The organism is Achromobacter sp. ACM03 (genome assembly GCF_014851665.1).
Taxonomy (GTDB): Bacteria; Pseudomonadota; Gammaproteobacteria; order Burkholderiales; family Burkholderiaceae_B; genus Achromobacter; species Achromobacter aegrifaciens.
In genome coordinates this window covers 324,243-349,669 of record NZ_JACVAD010000001.1, presented here as the reverse complement: position 1 = coordinate 349,669, position 25,427 = coordinate 324,243, and the positions used below count along the sequence as shown (strand labels likewise).

Annotated in this window: 27 protein-coding genes; 23 read left to right on the top strand and 4 right to left on the bottom strand. The window is 65.3% G+C overall.

Annotated features, from left to right (window positions below; translation table 11 throughout):
* Positions 1–43: 43 nt before the first annotated feature.
* Genes IB257_RS01530 through IB257_RS01520 form a run of 3 tightly spaced genes read left to right on the top strand, consistent with a single transcriptional unit; the run spans position 44 to position 3,407 of the window.
* Positions 44–1,015: a tripartite tricarboxylate transporter substrate binding protein gene (locus IB257_RS01530; protein WP_175164531.1), complete on the top strand. Its 972-nt coding sequence runs from the start codon at positions 44–46 to the stop codon at positions 1,013–1,015.
* Positions 1,012–2,241 (top strand): CaiB/BaiF CoA-transferase family protein, encoded by a 1,230-nt coding sequence (locus tag IB257_RS01525; protein ID WP_192491763.1) that lies wholly within the window; start codon positions 1,012–1,014, stop codon positions 2,239–2,241. The genes IB257_RS01530 and IB257_RS01525 overlap by 4 nt, the downstream gene beginning before the upstream one ends.
* Positions 2,241–3,407, top strand: coding sequence for an acyl-CoA dehydrogenase family protein (locus IB257_RS01520; protein WP_054456705.1), 1,167 nt, complete (start codon positions 2,241–2,243; stop codon positions 3,405–3,407). The genes IB257_RS01525 and IB257_RS01520 overlap by 1 nt, the downstream gene beginning before the upstream one ends.
* A gap of 34 nt (positions 3,408–3,441) precedes the next feature.
* Here the strand turns inward: IB257_RS01520 and IB257_RS01515 are convergent, their stop codons facing one another.
* Positions 3,442–4,179: an IclR family transcriptional regulator gene (locus tag IB257_RS01515; RefSeq protein ID WP_192491762.1), complete on the bottom strand. Its 738-nt coding sequence runs from the start codon at positions 4,177–4,179 to the stop codon at positions 3,442–3,444.
* Between the two features lie 142 nt (positions 4,180–4,321).
* Between IB257_RS01515 and IB257_RS01510 the strand changes: the two genes are divergently transcribed.
* From IB257_RS01510 to IB257_RS01480, 7 genes are all read left to right on the top strand, one after another.
* Complete coding sequence (locus IB257_RS01510; RefSeq protein WP_125470849.1) at positions 4,322–4,699, top strand: flagellar protein FlaG; 378 nt, start codon at positions 4,322–4,324, stop codon at positions 4,697–4,699.
* Between the two features lie 143 nt (positions 4,700–4,842).
* On the top strand, positions 4,843–6,216 hold the full coding sequence (fliD, locus tag IB257_RS01505) for a flagellar filament capping protein FliD (protein WP_175164527.1): 1,374 nt from the start codon (positions 4,843–4,845) through the stop codon (positions 6,214–6,216).
* A gap of 18 nt (positions 6,217–6,234) precedes the next feature.
* Positions 6,235–6,663 carry a flagellar export chaperone FliS gene (fliS, locus tag IB257_RS01500; protein WP_175164525.1) on the top strand — a complete coding sequence of 143 codons (429 nt, stop codon included), beginning with the start codon at positions 6,235–6,237 and terminating at the stop codon, positions 6,661–6,663.
* 46 nt (positions 6,664–6,709) lie between these two features.
* Entirely contained in the window at positions 6,710–7,066 is a 357-nt protein-coding gene (locus tag IB257_RS01495) for a flagellar protein FliT (protein ID WP_054456700.1), read from the top strand.
* The gene (locus IB257_RS01490; RefSeq protein ID WP_192491761.1) at positions 7,063–8,445 is read left to right on the top strand and encodes a flagellar hook-length control protein FliK; all 1,383 of its coding nucleotides are present in this window, start codon (positions 7,063–7,065) and stop codon (positions 8,443–8,445) included. The genes IB257_RS01495 and IB257_RS01490 overlap by 4 nt, the downstream gene beginning before the upstream one ends.
* Positions 8,445–8,762: an EscU/YscU/HrcU family type III secretion system export apparatus switch protein gene (locus tag IB257_RS01485; protein WP_192491760.1), complete on the top strand. Its 318-nt coding sequence runs from the start codon at positions 8,445–8,447 to the stop codon at positions 8,760–8,762. Before IB257_RS01490 ends, IB257_RS01485 begins: the two co-directional genes overlap by 1 nt.
* 24 nt (positions 8,763–8,786) lie before the next feature.
* The gene (locus IB257_RS01480) at positions 8,787–9,590 is read left to right on the top strand and encodes a flagellar brake protein (RefSeq protein ID WP_054456697.1); all 804 of its coding nucleotides are present in this window, start codon (positions 8,787–8,789) and stop codon (positions 9,588–9,590) included.
* 93 nt (positions 9,591–9,683) lie between these two features.
* On the opposite strand, the gene fliE is transcribed toward IB257_RS01480, so the two are convergent.
* A complete protein-coding gene (fliE, locus tag IB257_RS01475; protein ID WP_054456696.1) occupies positions 9,684–10,016 on the bottom strand; it encodes a flagellar hook-basal body complex protein FliE in 333 nt (110 codons plus the stop codon).
* Between the two features lie 331 nt (positions 10,017–10,347).
* On the opposite strand from fliE, the gene fliF reads away from it, so the two are divergent.
* The 13 genes from fliF to fliR all read left to right on the top strand — a co-directional run bounded on the left by fliF (position 10,348) and on the right by fliR (position 21,700).
* On the top strand, positions 10,348–12,009 hold the full coding sequence (gene fliF / locus IB257_RS01470; RefSeq protein ID WP_192491759.1) for a flagellar basal-body MS-ring/collar protein FliF: 1,662 nt from the start codon (positions 10,348–10,350) through the stop codon (positions 12,007–12,009).
* Positions 11,999–13,009, top strand: a complete 1,011-nt coding sequence (gene fliG, locus IB257_RS01465; RefSeq protein ID WP_192491758.1) for a flagellar motor switch protein FliG — start codon at positions 11,999–12,001, stop codon at positions 13,007–13,009. The genes fliF and fliG overlap by 11 nt, the downstream gene beginning before the upstream one ends.
* Complete coding sequence (gene fliH, locus IB257_RS01460; protein WP_192491757.1) at positions 13,002–13,745, top strand: flagellar assembly protein FliH; 744 nt, start codon at positions 13,002–13,004, stop codon at positions 13,743–13,745. The genes fliG and fliH overlap by 8 nt, the downstream gene beginning before the upstream one ends.
* Positions 13,742–15,232 (top strand): flagellar protein export ATPase FliI, encoded by a 1,491-nt coding sequence (fliI, locus tag IB257_RS01455; RefSeq protein ID WP_175163448.1) that lies wholly within the window; start codon positions 13,742–13,744, stop codon positions 15,230–15,232. Before fliH ends, fliI begins: the two co-directional genes overlap by 4 nt.
* Positions 15,225–15,674, top strand: coding sequence for a flagellar export protein FliJ (fliJ, locus tag IB257_RS01450; protein WP_054456691.1), 450 nt, complete (start codon positions 15,225–15,227; stop codon positions 15,672–15,674). The genes fliI and fliJ overlap by 8 nt, the downstream gene beginning before the upstream one ends.
* A 24-nt stretch (positions 15,675–15,698) precedes the next feature.
* The gene (locus IB257_RS01445) at positions 15,699–17,093 is read left to right on the top strand and encodes a flagellar hook-length control protein FliK (RefSeq protein WP_192491756.1); all 1,395 of its coding nucleotides are present in this window, start codon (positions 15,699–15,701) and stop codon (positions 17,091–17,093) included.
* A gap of 170 nt (positions 17,094–17,263) precedes the next feature.
* On the top strand, positions 17,264–17,890 hold the full coding sequence (gene fliL, locus IB257_RS01440) for a flagellar basal body-associated protein FliL (protein ID WP_054456689.1): 627 nt from the start codon (positions 17,264–17,266) through the stop codon (positions 17,888–17,890).
* A gap of 2 nt (positions 17,891–17,892) precedes the next feature.
* Positions 17,893–18,900 (top strand): flagellar motor switch protein FliM, encoded by a 1,008-nt coding sequence (gene fliM, locus IB257_RS01435; protein ID WP_192491755.1) that lies wholly within the window; start codon positions 17,893–17,895, stop codon positions 18,898–18,900.
* Positions 18,893–19,435 carry a flagellar motor switch protein FliN gene (fliN, locus tag IB257_RS01430; protein ID WP_192491754.1) on the top strand — a complete coding sequence of 181 codons (543 nt, stop codon included), beginning with the start codon at positions 18,893–18,895 and terminating at the stop codon, positions 19,433–19,435. The genes fliM and fliN overlap by 8 nt, the downstream gene beginning before the upstream one ends.
* Before the next feature lie 10 nt (positions 19,436–19,445).
* Positions 19,446–19,769 carry a flagellar biosynthetic protein FliO gene (fliO, locus tag IB257_RS01425; protein ID WP_192491753.1) on the top strand — a complete coding sequence of 108 codons (324 nt, stop codon included), beginning with the start codon at positions 19,446–19,448 and terminating at the stop codon, positions 19,767–19,769.
* Positions 19,770–19,796: 27 nt separating this feature from the next.
* Positions 19,797–20,588: a flagellar type III secretion system pore protein FliP gene (fliP, locus tag IB257_RS01420; RefSeq protein ID WP_175180792.1), complete on the top strand. Its 792-nt coding sequence runs from the start codon at positions 19,797–19,799 to the stop codon at positions 20,586–20,588.
* Positions 20,589–20,607: 19 nt separating this feature from the next.
* Complete coding sequence (fliQ, locus tag IB257_RS01415) at positions 20,608–20,877, top strand: flagellar biosynthesis protein FliQ (RefSeq protein WP_008163193.1); 270 nt, start codon at positions 20,608–20,610, stop codon at positions 20,875–20,877.
* 34 nt (positions 20,878–20,911) lie between these two features.
* A complete protein-coding gene (fliR, locus tag IB257_RS01410; protein WP_192491752.1) occupies positions 20,912–21,700 on the top strand; it encodes a flagellar biosynthetic protein FliR in 789 nt (262 codons plus the stop codon).
* 54 nt (positions 21,701–21,754) lie between these two features.
* Here the strand turns inward: fliR and IB257_RS01405 are convergent, their stop codons facing one another.
* Entirely contained in the window at positions 21,755–23,350 is a 1,596-nt protein-coding gene (locus tag IB257_RS01405) for a PAS domain-containing methyl-accepting chemotaxis protein (protein WP_054456683.1), read from the bottom strand.
* 293 nt (positions 23,351–23,643) lie between these two features.
* Positions 23,644–25,377: a methyl-accepting chemotaxis protein gene (locus tag IB257_RS01400; protein ID WP_054456682.1), complete on the bottom strand. Its 1,734-nt coding sequence runs from the start codon at positions 25,375–25,377 to the stop codon at positions 23,644–23,646.
* Between the last annotated feature and the right edge of the window lie 50 nt (positions 25,378–25,427).

The window sequence follows — 25,427 nt, the reverse complement described above, 5'->3', positions numbered from 1 at the left end:
GCAGAAACCGCGCCTGGACCCGAAGCACACAGGAGACAAACCCATGAGACCCCTAAGCCTGCTGGGCGCCGCCCTCATCGGCGGCGCAGCGCTGTTCGCCGGCCCCGCCGCCCACGCCGCCGACTATCCCGCGAAACCCATCACCCTGATCGTCCCCTTTCCCGCCGGATCCGGCACCGACGCCGTGGGCCGCATCTTCGGCGCCGAGCTGGGCAACATCCTCGGCCAACAGGTCGTGGTGGAGAACAAGCCCGGAGCCAACGCCACCATCGCCGCCAACTACGTGGCGCGCGCCAAGCCCGACGGCTACACGCTCTTCGTCACCACCAACACCTCGCATTCGGCCGCGCCCTGGCTGATGAAGAACGTGCCCTACGATCCGGTCAAGGACTTCACCCCCATCGCCCGCGGCGGCAACCTGCCCTTCATCCTGGTCGTGAACCCGAAACGCCCGTGGAAGACCGTGGGCGAACTGGTGGCAGACGCGCGCCAGCGTCCCGGCCGCATCACCTACGCCAGCGGCAACAGCACGGGCATCGTCGCCGGCGCCACGCTGGCCAACCGCGCCAAGATCGACATCCTGCACGTACCTTATAAAGGCACGCCGCAAGGGCTGACCGATGTGGTCGGCGGGCAGGTCGATTTCATGTTCACCGACCTGGCTTCCGGCCTGCCCTTCGTGCAATCGGGCCAGCTGCGCGCGCTGGCCGTGTCGACCGCCGAACGCAGCGCCATCGTCCCGGACCTGCCGTCCATGGCCGAATCCGGCGTGCAGGACTTCGACCTGAACTCCTGGAACGGCTACTTCGGCCCGGCGGGCATGCCCCCGGAGATCGTGGCCAAGCTGAATGCCGCGATCAATCAGGTCGTCGCCAAGCCTGACGTGCAAAAGCGCTTGGCCGGCCTGGGTTTCGACGCCTTTTCCAGCACGCCCGAGGCCTTTTCCCAGTTCGTCGGCTCGCAGCTGGACCTGTGGGGCAAACTGATCCGCGACGCGGGAATCGAGCAGCAATGAGCGACCGGCCGCAATCCGAAATTCCCGGCGGCCCGCTGGCGGGCGTGCGCATCCTGGACCTGAGCACCGTCGTGATGGGGCCCTATGCCACCCAGGTCCTGGCCGACCTGGGGGCAGACGTCATCAAGGTCGAGCCGCCGGCAGGCGACAACATGCGGGCCGTCGGCCCCATGCGCAACCCCGGCATGGGCCATATCTATCTGCACCTGAACCGCAACAAGCGATCGGTGGTGCTGGACCTGAAGACGCCGGAGGGGCTTGAGGCCTGCCTGAAACTGGCCGAAAGCTGCGACGCCCTGCTCTACAACATCCGCCCGCAGGCGATGGCCCGGCTGGGCTTGTCCTACGAAACGGTCGCGGCGCGCAATCCGCGCATCGTCTACCTGGGCGCCTACGGCTATGGCGAGGCCGGCCCGTACGCCGGCCGTCCCGCCTATGACGACCTGATCCAGGGCCAGACCGGCATCGCCGCCCTCTCCGCCCAGCAGAGTGGAGATGTGCCGCGCTACGCGCCGCTGACCCTGGCCGACCGCGCGGTCGGACTGCACGTCGGCATCGCGCTCGTCTCCGCGGTGCTGCACGCCCGCAGCACGGGACAAGGCCAGCAGGTGGAAATCCCCATGTTCGAGGGCATGGCCCACCTCGTGCTGGGGGACCATCTCGGCGGCGCCACCTTCGATCCCCCGCTCGGCCCCACGGGTTACGCGCGCCTGTTGGCGCCGCATCGCCGCCCTTACGCCACGGCCGACGGCTATATCAGCCTGCTGATCTATAACGACAAACACTGGCGCAACTTCTTCGACCTGATCGGCCGCCCGGAATTGTCGCGGGATTCGCGCTTCAGCACCCACGGCGCGCGCGCCGCCCATATCGGCGAGGTCTACGCCTTTGTCGCCGACGTCATCGCCACCCGGAGCAGCCAGGACTGGCTGGAAGGCTTGGCGCGGGCAGACATTCCCGCCTCGCCGCTCTATTCCGTGGACGATCTGCTGCAGGACGAGCACCTGGCCGCGACCGGCTTCATCCCGCCCATGGACCACCCCAGCGAAGGCCGGATCCGCACGACCGCGCCGTTGGGCAGATACGAAAACACCCCCACCTCGATACGCCGCCCCGCCCCCAGGCTGGGCCAGCACAGCCGCGAGGTGCTGGCCGAAGCCGGCTATGACCCTGCCCGGATCGACGCCATGACGGCCCGCGGCATCACCCTGGATGGAAACGACTGATGGACTTTGAATTCACCCCCGACCAGTTGGCCCTGCGGGACGCCGTGTCCCGCATCTGCGAACGCTATCCGGACGAATATTGGCTGGAACGCGACCGCGAAGGCGGCTTTCCGGAACCCCTGCATGCCGATCTGGCGCGCGACGGCTGGCTGGGCATCGCCATGCCGCAGGAATATGGCGGCGCGGGTCTGGGCATGACCGAAGCGGCGCTGATGATGCAGACCATCGCGGCTTCCGGCGCGGGCTTCACCGGCGCCTCGGCGGTCCACATGAATATCTTCGGCCTGAACCCGGTAGTGGTCTTCGGCAGCGACGAGCAGCGCCAGCGCTGGCTTGCACCCCTGATCGCGGGCCGCGAAAAGGCCTGCTTCGCCGTCACCGAACCCGACGCCGGACTGGACACCACCAAGCTCAGCACCCGCGCGGTGCGCCAGGGCGACGAGTACGTGGTGCATGGCCGCAAGATCTGGATCTCGACCGCCCAGGTCGCCCACAAGATGCTGCTGCTGGCCCGCACCACCCCGCTGTCAGACGTCGAAAAGCCCACGCAGGGCCTGTCGCTCTTCTATACAGACCTGGACCGCAGCAAGATAGAAGTGCGCGAAATCGAGAAAATGGGCCGCAAGGCGGTGGACTCGAACATGCTGTTCATCGACGGCCTGCGCATCCCCGTGGCCGACCGCATCGGCGAGGAAGGCCGGGGGTTCGAGTACATCCTGCACGGCCTGAACCCCGAGCGCATCCTGATCGCGGCCGAGGCGGTGGGCATCGGCCGAGCCGCCCTGGACCGGGCGGTGAAATACGCTGGAGAACGCACCGTATTCGGACGTCCCATCGGCCAGAACCAAGGCATCCAGCACCCCCTGGCCCAGGCCTGGATGCAGCTCGAAGCCGCCGACCTTATGGTATTCAAGGCCGCCAGCCTGTATGACGCGGGCAAGCCCTGCGGCCCCTACGCCAACTCGGCCAAATACCTGGCGGCCGAGGCCGGCTATAACGCCTGCCAGACCGCGGTCATGACCCTGGGCGGCATGGGGTACGCCAAGGAATACCATGTGGAGCGCCTGCTGCGCGAAAGCTTCATTCCGCGCATCGCTCCGGTCAGTCCGCAGCTGATCATGTGCTTCATCGCGGAGAAAGTGCTGGGACTGCCCAAGTCCTACTGAGCGACGGCGTTCGATAGGCGCCCAGGCCTGCCCGTCAGGCCTGCTGCTCCAGCGCGGTGCAGGCTGAGCGCAGGATGCGCGCGTAGGCCTCCTGCTGCGGCTCGATCCGGTAGATCGGCCCGCCCACCGAAATCGCGTAGTGTTCGCCGGACAGCGTAACGGGCCAGGCGATGGCGCCCACGTCCGCAATGGACTCGCCGCTGTTCATGAACCAGCCGCGCTGGCGCGACAGCTCCAGGTCCGCCAGCAGCGCCTCGCGTGTGACCAGGGTGCGCTCGTTGTGGCGGGTCATGGTCATGTCCGCGAGCATGGCGTCGCGGGCCGGTGTTTCCAACAGGGACAGCAGCGCCTTTCCAAGCGAATTCGCGTGAACGTCCTTGAACTCACCCGCAACCGGCGCGTATCTGATCGTATGCGGGGAATCCAGCACATCCAGGTAGACCACCCGGCCGTCCTGGCTCAGCTTGGCGAAAACAATCGTTTCGCGGGTGGCGTCCCTTAATTCGGTAAGGCTGGGATAGACCCGGTCCAGCACTGGATCGGCGCGGGCGATGCGCTGCGCCATGGCCAATAGCCTGCCGGTCGGGTAGTAGCCCTGGCGCCGGCCGGTTTCATACAGATAACCCAGGCCGGTCAGGGTGCGGATCAGGGCCAGGCAGCTGGACACCGGCACATCCAGCAGCCGGGCCAGTTCCGATAGCGGCAGCGCGCGCTTTTCGCGGGCATAGGTTTCGATGATTTCGATAACTCGCAGCGCCGTCTTGACACTCATTACCTGGTCCGAACTGTTTAGCACGTGAAACATCTGGCTCGCCGGCGGCTAAAGTTCCCTGCGGGCCTGCCGTAATGGTAGCTGAGAATTCCCTGAAAACAGCGCGTTCCTCCGAGACGCCCACATCGCCGTTGGAGTGATCATGGCCGTAACCCCCCTAGCCCCCGCATCGTTTGCACCAGCGCCGGTCGCGGCCGCGCCGGTTGCGCCGGACCCATCCGTGAGTGTGGCGCCCGCAGCTGCCGCAACGAACAGCGGAGCTTCAGACAGCGCGACATCGGATCAATCCGATTCGCAAAAGCTTCCCCTGGACAAGGCTCTGGATGAAATCAACGACCAGATGAAGGCTTGGTCGACGCAGCTGAAGTTCGAAATAGACCCGAACGTGCATCAGGTCGTTGTGTCTGTCGTGGATGCGGAATCGGGCGACGTCATACGCACGATTCCCAGCGAAACACTGCTGAAAATCGCCAAAATGATAGTGAACATGCAAGGAAACGGCATCAAGACCTCTGCCTGATCCGGCCCCACAATCGGGTCAGATCATCATCCACAGTGAGCAAGGATCCGGAAGCGTCGAATTAGGCCCGCCTTATGCCCTTACCCGGCCAATCGCCGGCACCATATTTTTGACAGAATCGCATTGCTAGAAAGGAATTTCACATGGCTTCTATCACCAACCTCGGCTCGACGACCGGCTTGCCCCTCGAAAAGATCCTGACGGATTTACAGGCGGCCGAGGACAAAAAACTGAGCTTGTACACGAATCGTCAAGCGAGCTATGAGGCTCGCGTCAGTGCGTTCGGGCAGGTACAAAGCGCGGTGGAAGCCTTGCAGAAAGCCGCCGCGACACTGGGCAAATCATCAACGCTGGATGCCGTGAAAGCTGATGTCGTTGGCGATGGCCTGACCGCCACTATCGGTGAAAACGGCGCCACGATGGGCGAATACACCATCAAGGTGAAAAATCTGGCAGCAGCCCAGACCTTGCAGTCTGGCATCGTGTCCGACCGCAAACTCCCCAATGGCGCCACCGGTTCATTCGAAATCGAACTGACGGACGGCAAAAAGCACTCCATCGACCTCAAGGGCGACACCTCGCTAGATGGTATTGCCAAGGCCATCAATAGTGATGACAAGGCCGGCGTGCGCGCCACGATCATCACCAATGAGAACGGTAGTTACCTGATGCTCAGCGCCAAGGATACCGGCGTACAGGCTTCGGTAAAGTCCATCACCGTTACGGGCGACCAAAAACTTAAAGACATCCTGAGTTACAACAGTGGTGCGGGTACGCAGATGACCCAACAGACCGCCGCCGCGGACTCGGTCGTCGAAATCAACGGCATCACGGTCAAGAGCGGTAGCAATAACGTTTCCACCGCCATTGACGGTATCACTCTGAACCTCACCGCCAAAACCGAAACCGACAAAGTGGTGACCCTGAAACTACAGAGTGACACGGGTGTCGCAAGCAAGGCAGTCCAGGATTTCGTTAATGCCTACAACGCATTGCAAAGCACCATCACGAAATTAACTGCATTCGATATCACTGCGGCCACCAATCAGGCGTTGACTGGAGATAGCACGACTCGTGGCATCCAATCTTCGATGTCGAGCGCTTTGCAGGTCATTACGTCGGAAGGTTCGCTTCGGTCTCTGGCTGATCTCGGCATATCCATGGACCCCAAGAGCGGCCAACTGAAGCTCGAGCTGAAAGATCTGGAAAAGGCCTTGACGGCCAACCCGGCCGATGTCAAGCGCATCATGGGATCAAGCGACGGTCTTGCCGCGAAGTTCGACGCCGCGATCAAGAACATACTGGGTGACAAAGGCTCCATCAAGATCAGCCAGGACGGGCTGACTGAATCTATCAAGGATGTGAAGGCCCAATTGGAGCGCGCTAAGGCGTCCAGCGCCGCATCCATGGCTGCCATGCGTGCGCAATTTGTCGCGTTGGACAAGTTCGTATCGCAACAGACGGTCACGGCCAACTACCTGACCCAGCAATTCGCGGCCATGAACAAGTCCAAGTAATTTACAGAAGATGTATTAATGACTTACGCCGCCCGACGCCCCTCCGGATCTAACTCCGTACGCTCCTACGCCGACATCGGCCTGGAAACCCAAGTCCTGGGGGCCAGCCCTGAACGGCTGATTTCCTTGCTGTACATGGGAGCCCGAGCGGCGATTGGGCAAGCGCGCCTGCACCTACAGGAGGGCAGAACCACAGAACGGGGAGCCGCCCTCTCGAAAGCCATCAAGATCGTCGACGAAGGCCTAAAAACCGGACTGAACATGGAGGCCGGCGGCGAAATCGCCGCGAACCTCGCTCGTCTGTACGACTACATCATCCGCACGCTGTTGATGGCTAACCTTAAAGCAGACGCGGAAGCGCTCGAAACGGCTGACCGCCTCTTGGCCGATCTGGCCGAGGCCTGGCAAACATCCATTGATCGCCCTGCCGGGGGCGTGCAGCCTTGACGGCATCGCATAAGCCCCAGCCAGCCATCGAACGCCCGAGATTTCCATGACGTCCACGACCCAGTACACCTCCCCCATCCTGGAACACTACCAGGAGATCGCTCTCATCACGGGAGAAATGCTAGTGGCGGCGCAAGCCGGCGACTGGGACGGCGCCATGGTCCATGGACAGCAATATTGCGAACTGGTGGAACGACTGCGCCAGACCGAACATTCGGCGCCACTGGACGAAGCCGGCCGCGCCATGAAATACGACCTGCTCGTGCGCATCCTGGAAAACGACGCGCTCACCCGGGATCTGGCGCTGCCGCAGCTGGCCCGTCTGGGCGACCTTCTGGGACGCATGAAGCGCCAGCAGACCCTGCTGTCCGCCTACGGTTACCAGCAGGCGCCTGAAGAATGAGCGTAGGTCCCGCCGCACTCGGCAACGTCCTGGTGCAGCGGCTGGACGCCGTGCTGGGCACGACGATGTCCGCCGCCAGCGCCAACCAGGTATCCGGCGCCCGCCCCGACGCAGTCAGCCAGCCCGGCAGCCTGGAAAAGCCCGGCGCCTCGGATGGATCAACACGCGACCCGCGGCAAGGCATACAGCCCGGCGGCGCCCGCGGCGACCGTCCGAATACTGTCGTCGACCCCAAAACCGCTGCAGCGCTGGCGCTGGCCGCCCGCGGCCTGGTGACCAGCAGCGACACCACCGCCTCGGCCCCGACCACGCTGGGCACGACGGCGCGTACGATTCTTGCCTTGCTCGCCCAATTCCCAGAGGCCGCACCTGCGGTCCAGGGCCGTGCCCCCTTATGGACCGCGCATGCGCAGCCGGGCCAATCCGGCGGTGGCGCTAGCGCCGGCCCCTTGCCGGCAGCGCAAGCAGGCCAACAAACGGCACAGGCCACTGCGCAAGCATCCCAGCCATTGCCTGGCCAAACGCCGGCGCCGGCCCTTCCCCAGCAAGCCGGCGCGCTCGCGGCTTCGGCCGCGGCGGCGCTTGACGGCGACACTCCGGCAACCGGTGCAACACAGGACCGGCCGGCCGGACCGGGCGTCAATCCCAGCGCCGCCAAAGGACCCGACGCTGCCGCGCATGTCGCCCTGGCGGCTGGCGGACCTTCGGCGCGCGCGCTGGGACAGGCTCTGCGTCAGGCGCTCCAAGGCAGCGGCCTGTTTTACGAGTCCCATCTGACGGACATGGTCTTCGGCCGCGCCAACCCCGAGCAATTGCGCAACGAGCCGCAGGCGGTGCTCGGCAAGAATCCGCCCGCGCAGGAGGCCGCGCCTTCGCGGCCGCGGGCGGGCGCAGCCCCCAGCGGCCGCACCGGCGTCGACGCCACACCCGGCGGCGCAGGCTCCGCCAGCTCGCCCGCCTCCGGCACGCCTGCTCCCGGCACGCCCATCACCGGCATACACCAGGACCTGACCGTACTCGTTCGCCAACAACTGGACGTGCTGGCCAACCAGACGCTGACCTGGCAAGGTGAAGCCTGGCCCGGCACGCCAATGGAATGGGAAGTCGAGCGCGACCCATACGGCGGCGACCCGGACTCCGCAGTTTCCACCTGGGCCACGCGCCTGAAGCTGGACCTGCCCCGCCTGGGCCTGGTCGATGCCCGACTGAATCTGGCCGGCGATCAGATCGTCCTGCAACTCATTGCGCCGCACAGCGCGGCCGAGATCAATGACTCCTCGGACACGCTGCGTTCTCGCCTGCTGGCCGCGGGCCTGACCTTGAGCAATCTGACGGTGAGCGTGGTCGAACCGCGCCCCGACATTCCCGCCGATATCTGATGAGCCGCCTGCCCCCCCAACCGGAATCGGATCCGAACGCCGGCCGCAACGCGGCGGTAGCCATTTCGTACGAAGAAAAGGACGGCGCTCCGCGCGTCGTCGCCAAGGGCTACGGCCAGTTGGCGGACACCATCGTCCGGGCCGCGCAGGAAAACGGCCTCTACGTCCACGAGTCGCGTGAACTGGTCGGCCTGCTGATGCAGGTGGACCTGGACGCACATATTCCTCCCCAACTCTATGTAGCGGTGGCAGAATTGCTGGCCTGGCTCTATCGCCTGGAATCGCGCGAGTTCCCCGAACCCGCTACGCCCGCCTGACCCTATTACCTGAGGAAGACCAAAGTGTTGGATGCCAGCGATCCGGAGTTCCTGCTGACCCGGCCTGACGAGATGCGTTCGGCCCTGTTCGAGCTGACGCACCCTGACAGCCACATCCTGGTGCGCGACGCCGCGGACCGGGAGATGGCCGTGCTGATCCTCGGCGTGGACAAGCAGGCGGGCGAGTTCTTCTGGAGGCCGCGCGATTACGCCGGGGCAGACTTCGAGCAGTCCGACTCCATGGGCTTGCTGAGCGGCACCACCTTCCACTTCCATGCCACCGCCTACGGCGGCGTGCAGATCCGCTTTCGTGTGCAGCGCCCCCAGATCATTCATTTCGACGACGGCAGCGCAGCGCTGGTATCGCCGTTCCCGGAACGCCTGGCCCGTATCCAGCGCCGCAAGATGTTCCGCGCGTCCCTGATCGCGGCCGCCAACGTATGCCGCGCCAGTTGGCAAGCCACCCTCAACGACAAGCCCTATTCGTTCACGATACGCGACATCTCGGTGGACGGCGTAGGCCTGCGTGCCGGGCTGGCGGTTCCCGCCCTGCCGGAGCGCGGTACCGTGATGGAAAACGTGCAACTGGATTTTGGCGACCATGGCAAGCTCAACGCCAGCCTGGAAGTGCGCAATGTATATCCCGTCTCGGGGCAGCCCATGGTTTCGTCCGCCAATCCGGACGAACCGCCGGCCAAGCACGTTTCGCTGACTGGCGAGCCGCCGGTCAGCCATCTGGGGGCCATCTTCCTGAATCTCGATGCGCGCCAGGAAAACTGGCTGCAGCAGGTGGTCTGGCGCCTGGAAAGAGGCGCGCAGCGCAATTGATACCTGGCTTGGCGGGGCCATGCGCTGCAAGTGCCCCGCCTGATGCCTGCCGCGCTTGCGGCGTGCACGCAAGCGCAGTTCCCGCGATGGGACTCAGACCGCCATCGAAGAAATTTCCTTGTAAGCCGCAACCAGCTTGTTGCGCACCTGCACCGCCGTCTGGAAGCCAATACTGGCCTTCTGCATGTCGATCATGACGTCGTTGAGGGAAATATCGGGAGCCCCCAACTCGAACGCCTTGGCCTGGGCCGTGGCGGCGTTCTGGGCGGAAGTGACGCGACGGATGGAACGTTGCAGTTCCGCGGCGAAGCCATCCGGCTGACCGACCATTTCACCCGCACTGAGGTTACCGGTCTCCGCCTTGCTCACTACCGCGCGCATCTGTTGGAGCATGCTTTCGATGCCGGACAAGCCTGATACAGCCATTACCTGATTTCCTTGCTGTTTGGGATTACACCAATAGTGCGCCCAGCGTAACGCCAACCCCGCCGGTTCATAGCTGACAAGAACCGCCAAAAAACCCGACATTTCCACGAATGCAGCCGCTTGCAGCCAGGGCGACGGCGGCTCGGTTCGCGTTGTCGGGGACATAGGAGATAAGTAACGCCAAAAACCGGCTGTTTTCAACGATTGGGATGGACGTCTCAGGGGCAATAATCCACGCTCTCCCCAGACCAGAAGCACGTTGCATGTGTAATCTGCCCTACCCAGACATGAAGTCCCAATTCCAGCTCCGCGTGGCCAGCGGGGGCCGCCAATGAACCAGCAGGCCACCCTGAGTTCGTCGCTGTTGACGAAGTTCCCCGTGCTGGAGAAGGTGCGCGCACTGCCCAAGCCTGTCCTGCTGGGCGCGGCGGCGGCTCTCGTCGCGGTCATCGTCGCCGTGGCGATGTGGAGCAGCGAACCCAAATACAAGGTGCTCTTCTCGAACCTGGACGACCGCGACGGCGGCGCCATCGTGGCAGCGCTCGGGACCATGAACGTGCCCTACCGCTATAACGAAACCGGCACCGCCGTGCTGGTTCCGGCCGACCGCGTGTACGACGCGCGTCTGCAATTGGCGTCCCAGGGATTGCCGCGCGGCGGCTCCGTCGGTTTCGAACTGATGGACAACGCCCGCTTCGGCGCCAGCCAGTTCACGGAACAGATCAACTACCAGCGCGGCCTGGAAGGCGAGCTGGCGCGTTCGATCGAAGCCATGCACACCGTGCAGCACGCCCGCGTGCACCTGGCCATGCCGCGCCAGTCTCTCTTCGTGCGCGAACGCCAGGCGCCCACCGCCTCGGTGCTGCTGAACATGCATCCGGGACGCAGCCTGAGCGACGCCCAGGTCTCCGCGATTTCCTGGCTGGTGGCCTCGAGCGTCCCCGAACTCACCGCCGAGAACGTATCCATCGTGGACCAGAACGGCCGCCTGCTGTCGGCGCCGATGGGCGAAGGCCGCGGCATGGACGCCGACCAAATGCGCTTCGTGCGCGAAATGGAACAGCGCACGGTCGAACGCATCCTCACCATCCTCAATCCGCTGGTTGGTCCCGGCAACGTGCACGCCCAGGCCAGCGCCGACGTCGACTTCGCCCGCCGCGAAGAAACGTCCGAGGTCTACCGCCCGAACCAGGAGCCCGGCCAGGCCGCCGTGCGCAGCCAGCAAACCAGCGACTCGACCCAGCGCGGCATCAACCCCGCGCAAGGCGTGCCCGGCGCGCTGTCGAACCAGGCGCCGGCCAACCCCCAGGCCCCCATCGCCAACCCGCCGCAACCCCAGCCGCCCCGCCCCGGCCAGCCGCAGCAACCGGCCAACGCCCAGCAGCAGACCAGCACGCAAGCGGTCACCGGCAACCTCAACGAACGCCGCGACGCCACCACCAATTACGAAGTGGACCGCACGATCAGCCACATCAAGCAGCCGGTGGGCAACCTCAAGCGCCTGTCGGTCGCCGTGGTCGTCAACTACATGCGCGACAAGGACGGCGAACTGCAGCCCCTGCCGCCGGAAGAACTGAACAAGCTGACCAACCTCGTGCGCGAAGCCATGGGCTACTCCGAGACCCGTGGCGACTCGCTCAACCTGGTCAACAGCCAGTTCAACGACGGCCCGCCGCCGGTGCCGATGTGGCGCGATCCGGAAATGATCTCGCTGTTCAAGACGATCCTGGCCTGGCTGGTCGGTGGCGTGCTGGCGCTGTGGCTGTATCGCGTGTTGCGCCGCACGGTGGGTGACTACCTGTACCCGCCGGTCGACCCGGAACAGGCTGAAGCCGAACGCATCGAAGCCGCGCGCGAAGCCCAGGACGCGGCCCGCGCCAAGGAAGTGGACCGCTACCAGGACAACCTGGAACGCGCCCGCACGATGGCCAACAAGGATCCGCGCGCCGTTGCAATGGTTCTGCGCACCTGGATGAGCAAAGATGAAAAATGATTCCACTCCGCTGGACGGCATGACGCGCAGCGCCGTCCTGATGATGTCGCTGGGCGAGGACGCGGCGGCCGAGGTCTTCAAGTACCTCAGCGCCCGTGAAGTCCAGCAGGTCGGCGCCGCCATGGCCAGCCTGAAGCAGGTCACCCGCAGCGACGTGGCCGTGGTGCTGGAAGAGTTCCGCCAGGAAGCCGACCAATTCATGGCCGTCACGCTGGGCTCGGACGACTACATCCGCACCGTGCTGACCAAGGCCCTGGGCAGCGATCGCGCAGCCGGCCTGATCGAAGACATCCTGGAAGCCGGCGAAGGCGGCAGTGGCATCGACGCGCTGAACTGGCTGGATCCGAACACCGTGGCCGAACTGATCGGCGACGAACACCCGCAGATCATCGCGACCATCCTGGTGCACCTGGAGCGCGACCGCGCCGCCGGCGTGCTGGCGCTCCTGACGGATCGCCTGCGCAACGACGTGATGCTGCGCATCGCCACCTTCGGCGGCGTGCAACCCGCAGCGCTGTCCGAGCTCACGGAAGTCCTGAATTCGGTCCTGGCCGGCCAGGGCGCAAAGCGCAGCAAGATGGGCGGTGTGCGCACCGCGGCCGAGATCCTGAACATGATGAACTCGACCCAGGAAGAAACCGTGGTCGCCAGCCTGCGCGAGCGCGACAACGATCTGGCACAGAAGATCATCGACGAGATGTTCGTCTTCGACAACCTGCTCGACGTCGAGGATCGCGCCATCCAGCTCATCCTCAAGGAAATCGACAACGACACGCTCATGGTTGCGCTCAAGGGCGCCCCGGAAGAGCTGCGCGCCAAGTTCCTGCGCAACATGTCCAGCCGCGCCGCCGAAATGCTGCGCGAAGACCTGGACGCGCAAGGTCCGATCCGCATGTCCAAGGTCGAGACCGAGCAGAAGAAGATCCTGCAGATCGCGCGCCGCCTGGCCGAGAGCGGGCAGATCGTCCTGGGCAACCAGGGAGACGACACCTATGTCTGAAGTGGACAGCGGCGCCACGGCGCTCATCTCGCGCAGCGCCGCCTGGCGGCGCTGGCAGATGCTGTCGTTCGACGAGCCCGCGGTCGTCGAAGCGGAGCCGGAACCCGAACCCGACCCGGGGCCGGATCCCGAAGTGGTGATGGCCCAGCTGCGCGCCCAGGCGCTTGCCGAAGGCCGCGAGGAAGGCCATGCGCTGGGCCATGCCGCAGGCCTGGAAGCTGGCCAACAGGCAGGCTATGAAGCCGGCCTTGCCGCCGGCCGCGAACAAGGCTACGCGGAAGGTCTCGTCCAGGCGCGCGAACAGGGCGCCGCGGAAGCCCAGCACCTGCACGCGCTGGTCGAAGCCTGCGCCGCGTCCCTCGGTTCGCTCGAAGAAAAAATGGGCCAGGGCCTGCTGACCCTCGCCCTGGACATCGCCCAGCAGGTAGTGCGCACCACGCTCGCAGACCAGCCGGAAACCGTTATCAACGCGGTGCGGGAAGTGCTGCACATCAACCCCACCGCCGGTGGCCAGATGCGCCTGTGGGCCAACCCCGAAGACATCGAACTGATCCGCCTGCATCTGGCGGATGAGCTCAAGGAAGGCCACTGGCGCGTCCTGGCCGACGAGTCCATCTCGCGCGGAGGCTGCCGCGCCGAAACGCCCTTTGGTGACATCGACGCCACCTTGCAGACGCGCTGGCGCCGGGTCGCGGCCTCCTTGGGCCGCAACGTATCCTGGGAGGAACCGGTGTGAGCGCCAATCCGGCCTCCCTCCAGCCAGGCCAACCGGCTGCGCCCGCTACTACGGTTCCGGTCATCGACCGCTGGCAGACCCAACTGCAAATCGGCTCCATCCGCGCGGGCTCGACCGATCCGTGGCTCGTCAGCGGCAAGATCACGCGCGCCACAGGTCTGGTGCTGCACGCGACCGGCCTGCGTCTGCCCGTCGGAGCAGCCGCCCGCATCGAAATCGCTCGCGGCCACGACCACTGGGCGGATGCCGAAGTCGTGGGTTTCGACGGCCACACGCTCTACCTGATGCCGCAGGCCGATATCTCGGGCCTGCCGCCCGGCGCACGCGTCGTCCCTGGCGAGCCCCCCGTGCAACGCCAGATCCCCCTGCCGCGCAAGGCCGAACTGAACGGCAACGCCAAGCCGCAGCTGGGCCGCCACCTGCCGGTGGGCAACGCCTTGCTGGGCCGGGTACTGGACGGCGCCGGCCGCCCGCTGGACGGACTGGGCCCGCTCACGGGCGCCGAACTGGCCCCCCTGTCCGCCCAACCGATCAACCCGCTATCCCGCGCCCCCATCGATACGGTGCTCGACACCGGCGTGCGCGCCATCAATGGCCTGCTCACCGTCGGCCGCGGACAGCGCATGGGCCTGTTCGCAGGGTCTGGCGTCGGCAAGAGCGTGCTGCTCGGCATGATGGCCCGTTACACCAAGGCCGACGTCATCGTCGTCGGCCTTATCGGCGAACGTGGCCGCGAAGTCAAGGAATTCATCGAACACAACCTGGGCCCGGAGGGTCTGGCGCGCTCCGTCGTGGTGGCTGCGCCGGCGGACGTGTCGGCGTTGCTGCGCCTGCAAGGCGCCGCCTACGCCACTCGCCTGGCCGAACACTTCCGCGATCAGGGCCTGGACGTGCTCCTGATCATGGATTCGCTGACCCGCTACGCCATGGCGCAGCGCGAGATCGCGCTGGCCATCGGCGAGCCGCCGGCAACCAAGGGCTATCCGCCCTCGGTCTTCGCCAAGCTGCCGACGCTGGTCGAGCGCGCCGGCATGGGCGCGCCTGGACCATCCGGCAAGGCCGGCTCGATCACCGCCTTCTACACCGTGCTGGCCGAAGGCGACGACCAGCAGGATCCGATCGCCGATTCGGCTCGCGCCATCCTGGATGGCCACGTCGTGCTGTCGCGCCACCTGGCCGAAGCAGGCCATTACCCGGCCATCGACATCGAAGCGTCGATCTCGCGCGCCATGACTTCGCTGATCACGCCCGAGCAGTTCGCCGTGGTGCGCCGCTTCAAGCAAAGCCTGTCGCGCTACCAGCGCAACCGCGATCTGATCGCGGTGGGCGCCTACGCTGCCGGCAACGATCCGCAGCTGGACGAGGCCATCGCCCGCTATCCACGCCTGGAAGCCTTCCTGCAACAAGACATCGGCGAAAACGTCGGCTATGAAGCCGCCGTCAGCCAATTGCGCGCCAGTTTCGAATTGAGGGACGCTTATGCCTAGCCAATTGCCTTTGGACATGCTGATCAACCTGGCCAAAGAGAGCACGGACGAAGCCGCCCGCCTCCTCGGCAGGCTCAGCGCCGAACGCACCAACGCCGAACGCCAGCTGTCCATGCTGCACGACTACCGTCAGGACTACCTGGAACGGTTGCAACAGGCAATGACCAGCGGAATGTCCGCCAGCGACTGCCATAACTACCAGCGCTTCATCAGCACGCTGGACGACGCCATCAGCCAACAACAAGGCGTGTTGCGCCAAGCCGACGACAACCTCGCCAAGGGCCGGCTCTACTGGCAACAGGAAAAGCGCAAGCTCAACTCCTACGACGCCCTGGCGCAGCGCGAACTGCGCGCCCAGGCCGTGGTGGAATCCCGCCGCGAACAGCGCGCCAACGATGAATATTCCGCCCGTCTGGTCCAGCGCCAGACCGGCATGCATTAAGCAATACCTAACAGGAAGCCCCAGATGAACGCTCCCCTGCCCCTGCCCTCCATCGCGCCCGCCGCACCCTCGTCGATCGCCGACGCGCTCGGCGCCAAGAGCGCGCCTACAAGTAACAAGAAGGGCCCCAGCTTCTCCGACGTGCTGGCCCAGCAGCGTCCCGCGCAACAACGCCCCAACCAGGCCGCCGACTCGCGCCCCGCCAACAACGGCGCCAAGACGCCGGCTGATGGCAAGACATCCAGCGACCCAGCCGCCCGCGCCGAAGGCGCCGCCGCCGGCGCCATCGACGAGGCGGTGCAAGCCGCCGCGCAGGCCGAGGCAGGCGCACTCGCCGTTGCGGCCGCTCAACCCGCGGTCATACTCCCGCAGCAAGCCCTCGAAATCGCGGCCCAGGCCGCAGAACAAGTGCAGCTCGCGCGCGGCAACGCCACCGCTGCCGCCGCAGCGATGAGCAGCGGCGCCGCCGTTCTGACCGCCGCATTGAATGCCGCCGACGCGGCACCCGCGACGCAGGCGCAGGCCGCTGCCATCGCAGCCTCTGGCGCTGTCGGCCTGACCGCTCCGCAGGCAGAGGCTGCCGCCGCGTTGGCCGCCCGCGAGACAGAAATCGCCGTACCGGTGGTCACCGCGGCAGCCAAGCCCGGCACTGACGCCGCGGCCGTCGCGCAAACGCCGGTCCGCACCCCGGCCGCTACCGCGCCCGTCAAGGCCGAAACGCCGCGACTCGCTGCGGAGGTCGCGCTGCCCCGTCCCGCGCGCGACGCACGCCCCGCCGCGGACCATGGCACCATGCCAGAACAGACCGACGAGACCCCTGCCCTGGCCAGCGCGCAACAGCAATTCCAGGCGCCCCAGCATGGCGCCTCGGCCCAGGGCCATCTGGCCCAGGCGCTTGCCGCAGCCGCGCAGCGTCCTGCCGCCGCTCCCATTGCAAACCCCGCAGCAGTCGCCGCACCGGTCGTGCCGGTCGTGCTGCAAGTCGCCACTCCCGTCGGCGGCACCCACTGGGGCACGGAGCTCGGCCAACAGGTCGTCATGATGAGCCACAACGCGCGCCAAGGCATGCAAACTGCCGAACTGCGCCTCGATCCGCCCGATCTCGGCCCGCTGCGCGTCAGCCTGAACCTGTCGGACGGCGTCGCCAGCGCTTCGTTCGTGTCGGCCCACGCCTCGGTGCGCCAGGCGATCGAAACCGCCATCCCGCAACTGCAGCAGGCGCTGGCCCAGGCCGGCATCTCGCTGGGCCAGACCAGCGTGGGTGAACAAGCCGCCCAACAAGAATTCGCGCAACAAGGCGGCAACAGCTCGCAACGCCATGCCGGAGGCGCCCAGACTGGCGCCGAAGCCGTGGCTGAAGCACCGGCTGCGGTAACGGCCCCGCGCAACGCCAACGCGCTGGTGGACACCTTCGCCTGACAAAGCAACGCATCGCTCCCGGCCACGGCTGCGGGCGGTGCAGCAATAGCTTGAGATACGCGGCTTTCGCCCTGTTTTTCGCCTCCAAGCGGAAGCGGCATTTGGGGCAGAATGCTTTCATCCACTAAGAACCCGTTTTCATCAGCGGCAAAACACGCATCGACACCGAGATGGCGACTTCCAAACCTTCACCCATGCCTGCGCGCGGCGCGCCTTCTTCCCGCTCCGGCGGCATGGGCCGTATTCTTCGCCCCTTGCTGGCAATCCTGGTCCTGCTCATCGTTGCCGCGGCCAGCGCCGGCGCAACCTGGTTCATCACCCAACGCATGCAGCCGCAGAACAGCGCAACCGTGCAGCTCGGCGTCGGTCAGGTGCCGGCAGGGCAACCTGGCCAACCCGGTCAGCCCGGCCAACCCGAACAAGGCCCGCAAGCAGCCCCGACCACCTTTGTCGCGCCGCCGGCCAACCCGGTCGCCGTGCCCGCGCCGATCTTCGTGCCGATCGAACCCTTCACCGTCACGCTGCAGAACCCTGATACGGAACGCATCATGCACGTGGGCCTGACGTTGCGCGTCAGCGACGAACAAACCCGCACGCGCCTCGAAAAGTACATGCCTGAAGTGCGCAGCCGCATCCTGATGGTGCTGTCGTCGCAATCGCCCACCGGCGTGCAGACTCAACAAGGCAAGACCGACATGGCCAACGCCATCAAGCAGGCCGTGAATCGCCCCTTCTCGCCCCTGCCGGACGGCCAGTATGTCACCGACGTACTGTACACGGCGTTCGTGGTGCAATAAGCATGGCCTACGAGGCATTTCTTTCGCAGGACGAGGTTGATGCGCTGTTGGCGGGCGTCACCGGCGAAAGCGACAGCAAAGCTAGCGCCGCGGACCAGAACGCCGGCGCCCGCGCGTACGACCTGAGTTCGCCGGACCGCGTCGTGCGGCGCCGCATGCAGACGCTGGAGCTCATCAACGAGCGTTTCGCCCGCCAGATGCGCCATGTGCTGCTGAACTTCATGCGCCGCAGCGCCGACATCACGGTAGGTTCGATCAAGATCCTGAAGTACGCGGACTTCGAACGCAACCTGCCCGTGCCGAGCAATCTGAACATGATTCAGATGAAGCCCCTGCGCGGCACGGCGCTCTTCACCTATGACCCGAACCTGGTGTTCCTGGTCATCGACAGCCTGTTCGGCGGCGATGGCCGCTACCACACGCGCGTCGAAGGCCGCGACTTCACCACGACCGAACAGCGCATCATCCGGCGCCTGCTCAACCTGACCCTGGAAAGCTACGGCAAGTCCTGGGACCCCGTCTATCCGATCGAATTCGAGTACGTGCGCTCGGAGATGCACACCAAGTTCGCCAGCATCACCGGCAACAATGAAGTGGTGGTCGTCACCTCGTTCCACATCGAATTCGGCGCGACCGGCGGCGACCTGAACATCTGCCTGCCCTATTCCATGATCGAGCCGGTGCGCGATCTGCTGACGCGCCCGCTGCAGGAAACCACGCTCGAAGAAGTGGACCAGCGCTGGGCGCAACAGCTCTCGCGCCAGGTGCGCAGCGCCGACATCGACGTGGTGGCGGAATTTGCCCGCATCCCGTCGTCGATCCGCGAACTGATGAGCCTGAAGGTAGGTGACGTCCTCCCCGTGACCGTACCCGAAACCATAGTCGCCAGCGTCGACGGCGTGCCGCTGATGGAATGCGGCTACGGCGTCTTCAATGGCCAGTACGCCCTGCGCGTACAGAACATGTTTACCCACGATACAGAATCCAACGAGGCCTCTGACCATGACTGACAAGAACGAGCCCGGTACCGGCTCGTCCCCGGCCGACGACTGGGCCGACGCGCTCGCCGAACAATCCCGCGCCAATCCGCCCACCCAGGCCGACGGCCTGAAGCCGCAGGACGACTGGGCCGCCGCGATGGCCGAGCAGACCAGCGCAGCCGCGCCCGCACCGGCGCCGGCTCCCGCTGCCGCGGCGCCTGCCGCTCCCGCTGCTGCCGCCCAATCCGCCGCGCAATCCGTGTTCAAGCCCCTGGCTGGCACCGCCGGCGGCGCTGGCGCCGACATCGACCTGATCATGGACGTCCCCGTCCAGCTGACGGTCGAGCTGGGCCGCACCCGCCTGACCATCAAGAACCTGCTGCAGCTGGGTCAGGGTTCCGTGGTCGAACTGGACGGTCTGGCAGGCGAACCGATGGACATCTTCGTCAACGGCTACCTGATCGCCCAGGGCGAAGTCGTGGTCGTGGAAGACAAGTACGGTATCCGCCTGACCGACATCATCACGCCGTCCGAGCGGATCAACCGCTTGAACAACCGCCGCTGACCTGGGCGTCATGGACGAATCCGCTCTCCTGCGCGTCGTTGTCGGCCTGATCCTGGTCGTGGCCGCCATCCTGGCTTCGGCTTGGCTGGCGCGCCGCGCCGGGCTGACACAACGCGGCGGCGGCAACCTGCTGCGGCAGGTCGCAAGCCTGCCCGTCGGCCCGCGCCAGAGCATCGTGGTGGTGGAAGTCGAAAACACCTGGCTGGTGGTGGGCGTAGGCCCGAACCAGCTCAATACCCTGCATACCCTGCCCGCCGGCCAGTTGCCGGAGGCTTCGACCTTGCCTGCGGCCGCCTTCGCGGCCAAGCTGGGCCAGGCGCTCAAGCGCCGCTAGCGCTGCCGCGCCCTCCAAGCGACACCCATGAGTTTGCCCACAAGCACGACACCCGTCCGCGCCCGGCCCGGCGCGCTGCACCTGCTCGGCGCCGCCGCCCTGCTGGGCCTGGCCCTGTTTCCCGCGGGTGTCGTCGCGCAGGCAACCTTGCCTGCGCTGACAGCCACGCCGGGCCCGAACGGTTCGGAAACCTATTCGCTCAGCATGCAGACCCTGCTGCTGATGACGTCGCTGTCGTTCCTGCCCGCCGCACTGCTGATGATGACGGGCTTCACCCGCATCATCATCGTGCTGGGCTTGCTGCGCAGCGCCATGGGCACGGCCATGTCGCCGCCCAACCATGTGCTGATCGGCCTGGCGCTGTTCCTGACCTTCTATACGATGTCGCCAGTATTCGACAAGATCTACACCGACGCCTACAAGCCGCTGTCCGAAGGCTCGATCCAGTTCGAGGCGGCGGTCGAGCGCGCCGCCGCGCCGCTGCGCACCTTCATGCTGCACCAGACGCGCGAGAACGATCTGTCGCTGTTCGCCAACCTGGCCAAGCAGCCCGCCCTGGAAGACCCTACTCAGGTGCCCCTGCGCATCCTGGTGCCGGCGTTCATCACCAGCGAACTCAAGACCGCCTTCCAGATCGGCTTCACCATCTTCATCCCCTTCCTCATCATCGACCTGGTCGTCGCCAGCGTGCTGATGGCGCTGGGCATGATGATGGTTCCGCCGGTGACAGTGGCCCTGCCCTTCAAGCTGATGCTTTTCGTGCTGGCCGACGGCTGGAACCTGCTCATGGGCTCGCTCGCCCAGAGCTTCTACCAATAACGCCTGGAGGAGAATCGCCATGACCGCCGAAACCGTCATGACCATGACCTACCAGGCGATGAAGATCGTGCTGGCGATGGCCGGGCCGCTACTGCTCGTGACGCTGGTGGTGGGTCTGGTCATCAGCATCTTCCAGGCCGCCACGCAGATCAACGAAATGACGCTGTCGTTCATTCCGAAGCTGCTGGCCATGTGCGGCGTACTCGTGCTGCTGGGACCCTGGCTTATCGGCGTCATGGTCGACTACATACGGCAGCTGATCGGCCAGATTCCCATGCTGGTGTCCTGAACGGCAGCCGTCGCCAGGCACCGGACCTCCCCCCATGATCGCCTTCACGCTCGAGCAGCTCAACGGCTGGATCGGCCAGTTCCTCTGGCCGTTCGTGCGTATCCTGGCGCTCGTGGGCACCGCGCCGCTGTTCTCCGAATCGCTGATTCCCATCAAGGTCAAGGTCGGACTTTCCTTCGTGCTGGCCGTCGCGATCAGTCCGGCGCTCGACCCCGTGCCGCCCATTGCTCCCGGCTCGTTTGCCGGATTGTGGATGGTGATGCAGCAGGTGCTGATCGGCATCGCGTTGGGCTTCACCATGCGCATGGTATTCGCCGCGGTGCAGACCGCCGGCGAATTCGTCGGCCTGCAGATGGGCCTGTCGTTCGCGTCGTTCTTCGACCCGAGTTCCGGCGCCAATACCGCAGTGCTGTCGCGCCTGTTCAACATCATTGCGATGCTGACTTTTCTAGCCTTGGACGGCCATCTGCTGGTCCTGGCCGCGCTGGTCCGCTCCTTCGACACCTTGCCCGTCGCCATGATCCAGTTGCACCAGAACGGCTTTGGCGTAGTGGTGGAATGGGGCAAGACCATTTTCGTATCGGGCCTGCTGCTGGCCCTGCCCTTGATCTGCGCGCTGCTGACCATCAACCTGGCGATGGGCATCCTGAATCGTGCGGCGCAGCAGCTGTCAGTGTTCTCTATCGGCTTTCCCGTAACGCTCATCATCGGCGTCACCATTCTGACGGTCGTGCTGCCGCACGCCGGGCCCTTCCTGGAATCGCTGTTCGAATCTGGGCTCACGGCGATGAGCCGGGTCGCCGACGCTCTGGCGGGCAAATAGGACTGGACTGGTAGTGGTGGATGCCGGGCGGTGGGTGACACCGCCCGTTTCCGTTTACTGCTGCCCGGTAAGGCGGAACACCCGGATCGTCTCGCGCAGCGCGCCGGATTGGTTGCCCAGCTGCATCACGGCACCACCCAGATCCTGAACCAGCGCGGTGTTCTGCACCGTCATCACGTCCATCTGCGACACCGCCGTATCCACCTGCTCGATGCCGCTGGACTGTTCCTGCGAAGCCTGCGAGATCTCGCCGATGATGTCGGTGACACGATGCACGGCGGCCACGATGTCCTGCATCGTCGCTCCCGCCTGCTCGGCCTGCTGGGAGCCTTCGGTCACACGTTCCACCGAGTCTTCGATCAGGCCCTTGATCTCTTTGGCTGCCTGCGCGCTCTTCTGCGCCAGGCTGCGGACCTCGCCTGCCACCACCGCGAAGCCCTTGCCGGACTCCCCGGCGCGGGCCGCTTCCACGGCGGCGTTCAGGGCCAGGATGTTGGTCTGGAACGCGATGCCTTCGATGATGCTGACGATATCGGCGATCTTGCGGGAGCTGTCCGAAATGCCGTGCATGGTGCTGACCACCTGCCCGACCGCCACGCCGCCCTTGCGCGCCACTTCCATGCTGCTGGCCGCAAGCTGGTTGGCCTGGCGCGCGTTGTCGGCGTTCTGCCGCACCGTGGAGGTCAGCTGTTCCATGCTGGCCGCGGTCTGCTGCAAGGACGCCGCCTGGCCTTCGGTACGGCCCGCGAGTTCCTGGTTGCCGCGCGCGATATGCGCTGCGGCATGGGTCGTGCCTTCAATGCCGCGATACACGTCCTGTGCAATCCCGATCAGGCTCTTGCGCATCACTTCCAGCGAGAACTTCAAACTTCCGACTTCATCGTCGGAATCCGCCACGATCTGCGTGGTCAGATTGCCCGCGGCCACCTGACGCGCCATATTGGCGGCATCCACCATCGGATCCAGCAGCGAGCGCGACAGGCGCCAGCCCATGCCAAAGATGGCGATGACGCCCAGCGCAATGGCCGCGCAGCCAACGCTCGCGCCCAAGGTGCCCAGTTCCGCCCAATTGGCCCGCAGGCCGTAAATGCCCGCGCCAGCCATGATTGCGGATGACAGCAGCGCGTGACGCAGCATGCGGCTGCGGACATTGCGCCGGAATGGAAATGCCAGCACGTCCACGCCGCGCCGCCAGCCCGCCCGCACGGGACGCCCGCGCAGGATGCGCACGCCCTTGGCCGTGCCCTCGCGAATTCGGGCATACAAATCCTCAGCCATTTCGATCTGTTCTTCGGAGGGGCGCACCCGTACCGAGGAATACGCCACGACCTCGCCGTTTTCGACGATGGGCGTTGCATTGGCCAGCACCCAGTAGTAACCGCCGTCCTTGCGCCGATTCTTCACCAGGCCCAGCCACGACTCTCCGGCCTGCAGCGTTTCCCACAGGTCTTCGTAGGCTTCGGGCGGCATGTCGGGATGGCGCACGATGTTGTGCGGTTTGCCGATGAGTTCTTCGCGGGAGAAACCGCTGACTTCGACAAAAGCCGGGTTCGCATAGACGATCCGGCCCTTGGTATCAGTACGCGAGATCAGGTATTGATCCTCGCGCAGCTTGGTTTCTACATTGTGGACGGGTAGGTTGACGCGCACAGCTTGCCTCCGGATACATCATGTCGAGCAGCGAATGAATATCGGCGAGCAAACCGGATCTGACGCCCCGCATAGACGTGTTCCCCCGCCAGGTTCGTCAGGCTCCGGGACGGCACGGCCCCGCATTTTCGAACACTGTTCACCGCCCTTTTCAGGCGTTATTGTTGTTAACGACCAAATTTTCGAAAACTTAACGTGCGCATGAATTTGCGCACGCCAAGGCGCAAAGCATATGGACCGCGGCCGCGCATCAGCGCGGCCGCGGTCCTGTTACTGACGTCAGACGACGAGCATCAAGCCTGCGTCAGCGTCGGCGCGGCGTAACCGCCTGACAACTGGTGCGCAGGAACTTCGATCACTTCGCCCGTGTTGATCTTGAACACGGCCACTGCTTCGGCCAGGCGCTGGGCCTGCTCCTGCAGCGAACCCGCGGCCGCGGCCGCCTCTTCCACCAGCGCCGCGTTCTGCTGCGTCACCTCGTCCATCTGCGACACGGCACGGTTCACCTGGTCGATGCCGCTGGACTGCTCTTCGGAAGCGGCCGAGATCTCGCCCATGATGTCGGTCACCCGCTTCACCGAGGCCACGATCTCCTGCATCGTCGCACCCGCACGCTCTACCTGCTGCGAGCCCGCGCCGACCTTGCTCACCGAATCCTCGATCAGGCCCTTGATTTCCTTGGCCGCCTGGGCGCTGCGCTGCGCCAGCGAGCGAACCTCGCCCGCCACCACGGCAAAGCCCTTGCCCTGCTCACCCGCGCGCGCTGCTTCCACCGCCGCATTCAGCGCCAGGATGTTGGTCTGGAAGGCAATGCCATCGATCACCGACACGATCTCGGAGATCTTGCGCGAGCTTGCCGAAATGCCTTGCATCGTGCTGACCACCTCCGACACCGCCGAACCGCCGCGCTCGGCCACATCGGACGCGCTGGCCGCCAGCTGGTTGGCCTGGCGCGCATTGTCCGCGTTCTGCTTCACGGTCGACGCAAGTTCTTCCATCGAAGCCGCGGTTTCCTCCAGCGAAGCCGCCTGCTCTTCCGTGCGGCTGGACAGATCCGTATTGCCGGCCGAGATTTCGCGCGAACCCACCGTGATTTCGTCCACGCCGCTGCGCACCGCGGATACGGTACGGGTCAGGCTTTCCTGCATGCGCTTGAGCGCGGCGAACAACTGGCCGATCTCATTGTGCGAACGCACTTCCACGCGGCTGGTCAGGTCTCCGGCTGCAATCTTGTCGAAATGCTGGCCGGCTTCCACCAAGGGGCGCACCACCAGGCGGCCGAACACCAGACGCGCCAGAATCATCAGCAGCACAGCCAGGCCGACCGCGACACCCACCGCCACCATGGCGAGGTTGAAATTGGCTTCGGCCTTTTCGATCGTGGCTTGCTGCTGGTCACCGATGTACTTGCCAAACTCGCTGAGCGCCTCGATGAAGGCTGCGCTGCGCGGCGTGCCGTACTCGTTGTTCACCATATAGAAGGTGGAATAGTCTTCGCTTCGCAGGGCTTCGACCATGGTATCCACGCCATCGTCGATGTATGAACGATAACGACGGACCAGGTTCATGGACAGCTGGCGGCCCGTATCGTCCTGCAGCATGTTCTTCTGGAAATCGGCGAAACGGCTGCGCACGCCGGTCAGCAGGTCCGTGGCGCCCTTCAAGGCCGCCGCGGCATCGCGGGCCGAGTTCTCGCCGCTGCCCCAGCCGGATTCCTGCAGGTGGCGCGCGGCGACCATCAAGGCAACCCGCGCGCGCAACATGTCGCTGTTGATCACTTCGACCTGCTTCGAACGTTCGGTCAGTGCATTGACCTCGCGAATCGACTCATAGTTGTTCTGCAGGAAATACGCGGCCAGACCGCCCACCGCCGCGATCAACACGGCGAAGAACGCCATGACCCACAGCAACATGGTGCCGACGCGGGCATCGCGCAACCGCAGCTTGCGCTTCACCTTGGGTGCGCGCGCGGCCTTCTTCTTGCCGACCTTTCCGGACTTCGTACCGGACTCGAGACTCGCTTCCATATTATTTCCCCATCCCTCAGGAACTACTCTGACCAAATAAAAAACCACCC

What these genes read in the sequence shown, in the direction of transcription:
- IB257_RS01400 (WP_054456682.1), bottom strand. Translation starts at nt 25,377, where the DNA reads ATGGAAGCGAGTCTCGAGTCCGGTACGAAGTCCGGAAAGGTCGGCAAG.
- fliJ (WP_054456691.1), top strand. Translation starts at nt 15,225, where the DNA reads ATGCCTAGCCAATTGCCTTTGGACATGCTGATCAACCTGGCCAAAGAG.
- fliR (WP_192491752.1), top strand. Translation starts at nt 20,912, where the DNA reads ATGATCGCCTTCACGCTCGAGCAGCTCAACGGCTGGATCGGCCAGTTC.
- IB257_RS01530 (WP_175164531.1), top strand. Translation starts at nt 44, where the DNA reads ATGAGACCCCTAAGCCTGCTGGGCGCCGCCCTCATCGGCGGCGCAGCG.
- IB257_RS01515 (WP_192491762.1), bottom strand. Translation starts at nt 4,179, where the DNA reads ATGAGTGTCAAGACGGCGCTGCGAGTTATCGAAATCATCGAAACCTAT.
- fliE (WP_054456696.1), bottom strand. Translation starts at nt 10,016, where the DNA reads ATGGCTGTATCAGGCTTGTCCGGCATCGAAAGCATGCTCCAACAGATG.
- fliF (WP_192491759.1), top strand. Translation starts at nt 10,348, where the DNA reads ATGAACCAGCAGGCCACCCTGAGTTCGTCGCTGTTGACGAAGTTCCCC.
- IB257_RS01520 (WP_054456705.1), top strand. Translation starts at nt 2,241, where the DNA reads ATGGACTTTGAATTCACCCCCGACCAGTTGGCCCTGCGGGACGCCGTG.
- IB257_RS01445 (WP_192491756.1), top strand. Translation starts at nt 15,699, where the DNA reads ATGAACGCTCCCCTGCCCCTGCCCTCCATCGCGCCCGCCGCACCCTCG.
- IB257_RS01510 (WP_125470849.1), top strand. Translation starts at nt 4,322, where the DNA reads ATGGCCGTAACCCCCCTAGCCCCCGCATCGTTTGCACCAGCGCCGGTC.
- fliL (WP_054456689.1), top strand. Translation starts at nt 17,264, where the DNA reads ATGGCGACTTCCAAACCTTCACCCATGCCTGCGCGCGGCGCGCCTTCT.
- fliS (WP_175164525.1), top strand. Translation starts at nt 6,235, where the DNA reads ATGACTTACGCCGCCCGACGCCCCTCCGGATCTAACTCCGTACGCTCC.
- IB257_RS01485 (WP_192491760.1), top strand. Translation starts at nt 8,445, where the DNA reads ATGAGCCGCCTGCCCCCCCAACCGGAATCGGATCCGAACGCCGGCCGC.
- fliO (WP_192491753.1), top strand. Translation starts at nt 19,446, where the DNA reads ATGGACGAATCCGCTCTCCTGCGCGTCGTTGTCGGCCTGATCCTGGTC.
- fliP (WP_175180792.1), top strand. Translation starts at nt 19,797, where the DNA reads ATGAGTTTGCCCACAAGCACGACACCCGTCCGCGCCCGGCCCGGCGCG.
- fliH (WP_192491757.1), top strand. Translation starts at nt 13,002, where the DNA reads ATGTCTGAAGTGGACAGCGGCGCCACGGCGCTCATCTCGCGCAGCGCC.
- IB257_RS01495 (WP_054456700.1), top strand. Translation starts at nt 6,710, where the DNA reads ATGACGTCCACGACCCAGTACACCTCCCCCATCCTGGAACACTACCAG.
- fliN (WP_192491754.1), top strand. Translation starts at nt 18,893, where the DNA reads ATGACTGACAAGAACGAGCCCGGTACCGGCTCGTCCCCGGCCGACGAC.
- IB257_RS01490 (WP_192491761.1), top strand. Translation starts at nt 7,063, where the DNA reads ATGAGCGTAGGTCCCGCCGCACTCGGCAACGTCCTGGTGCAGCGGCTG.
- fliQ (WP_008163193.1), top strand. Translation starts at nt 20,608, where the DNA reads ATGACCGCCGAAACCGTCATGACCATGACCTACCAGGCGATGAAGATC.
- fliM (WP_192491755.1), top strand. Translation starts at nt 17,893, where the DNA reads ATGGCCTACGAGGCATTTCTTTCGCAGGACGAGGTTGATGCGCTGTTG.
- IB257_RS01525 (WP_192491763.1), top strand. Translation starts at nt 1,012, where the DNA reads ATGAGCGACCGGCCGCAATCCGAAATTCCCGGCGGCCCGCTGGCGGGC.
- fliD (WP_175164527.1), top strand. Translation starts at nt 4,843, where the DNA reads ATGGCTTCTATCACCAACCTCGGCTCGACGACCGGCTTGCCCCTCGAA.
- fliG (WP_192491758.1), top strand. Translation starts at nt 11,999, where the DNA reads ATGAAAAATGATTCCACTCCGCTGGACGGCATGACGCGCAGCGCCGTC.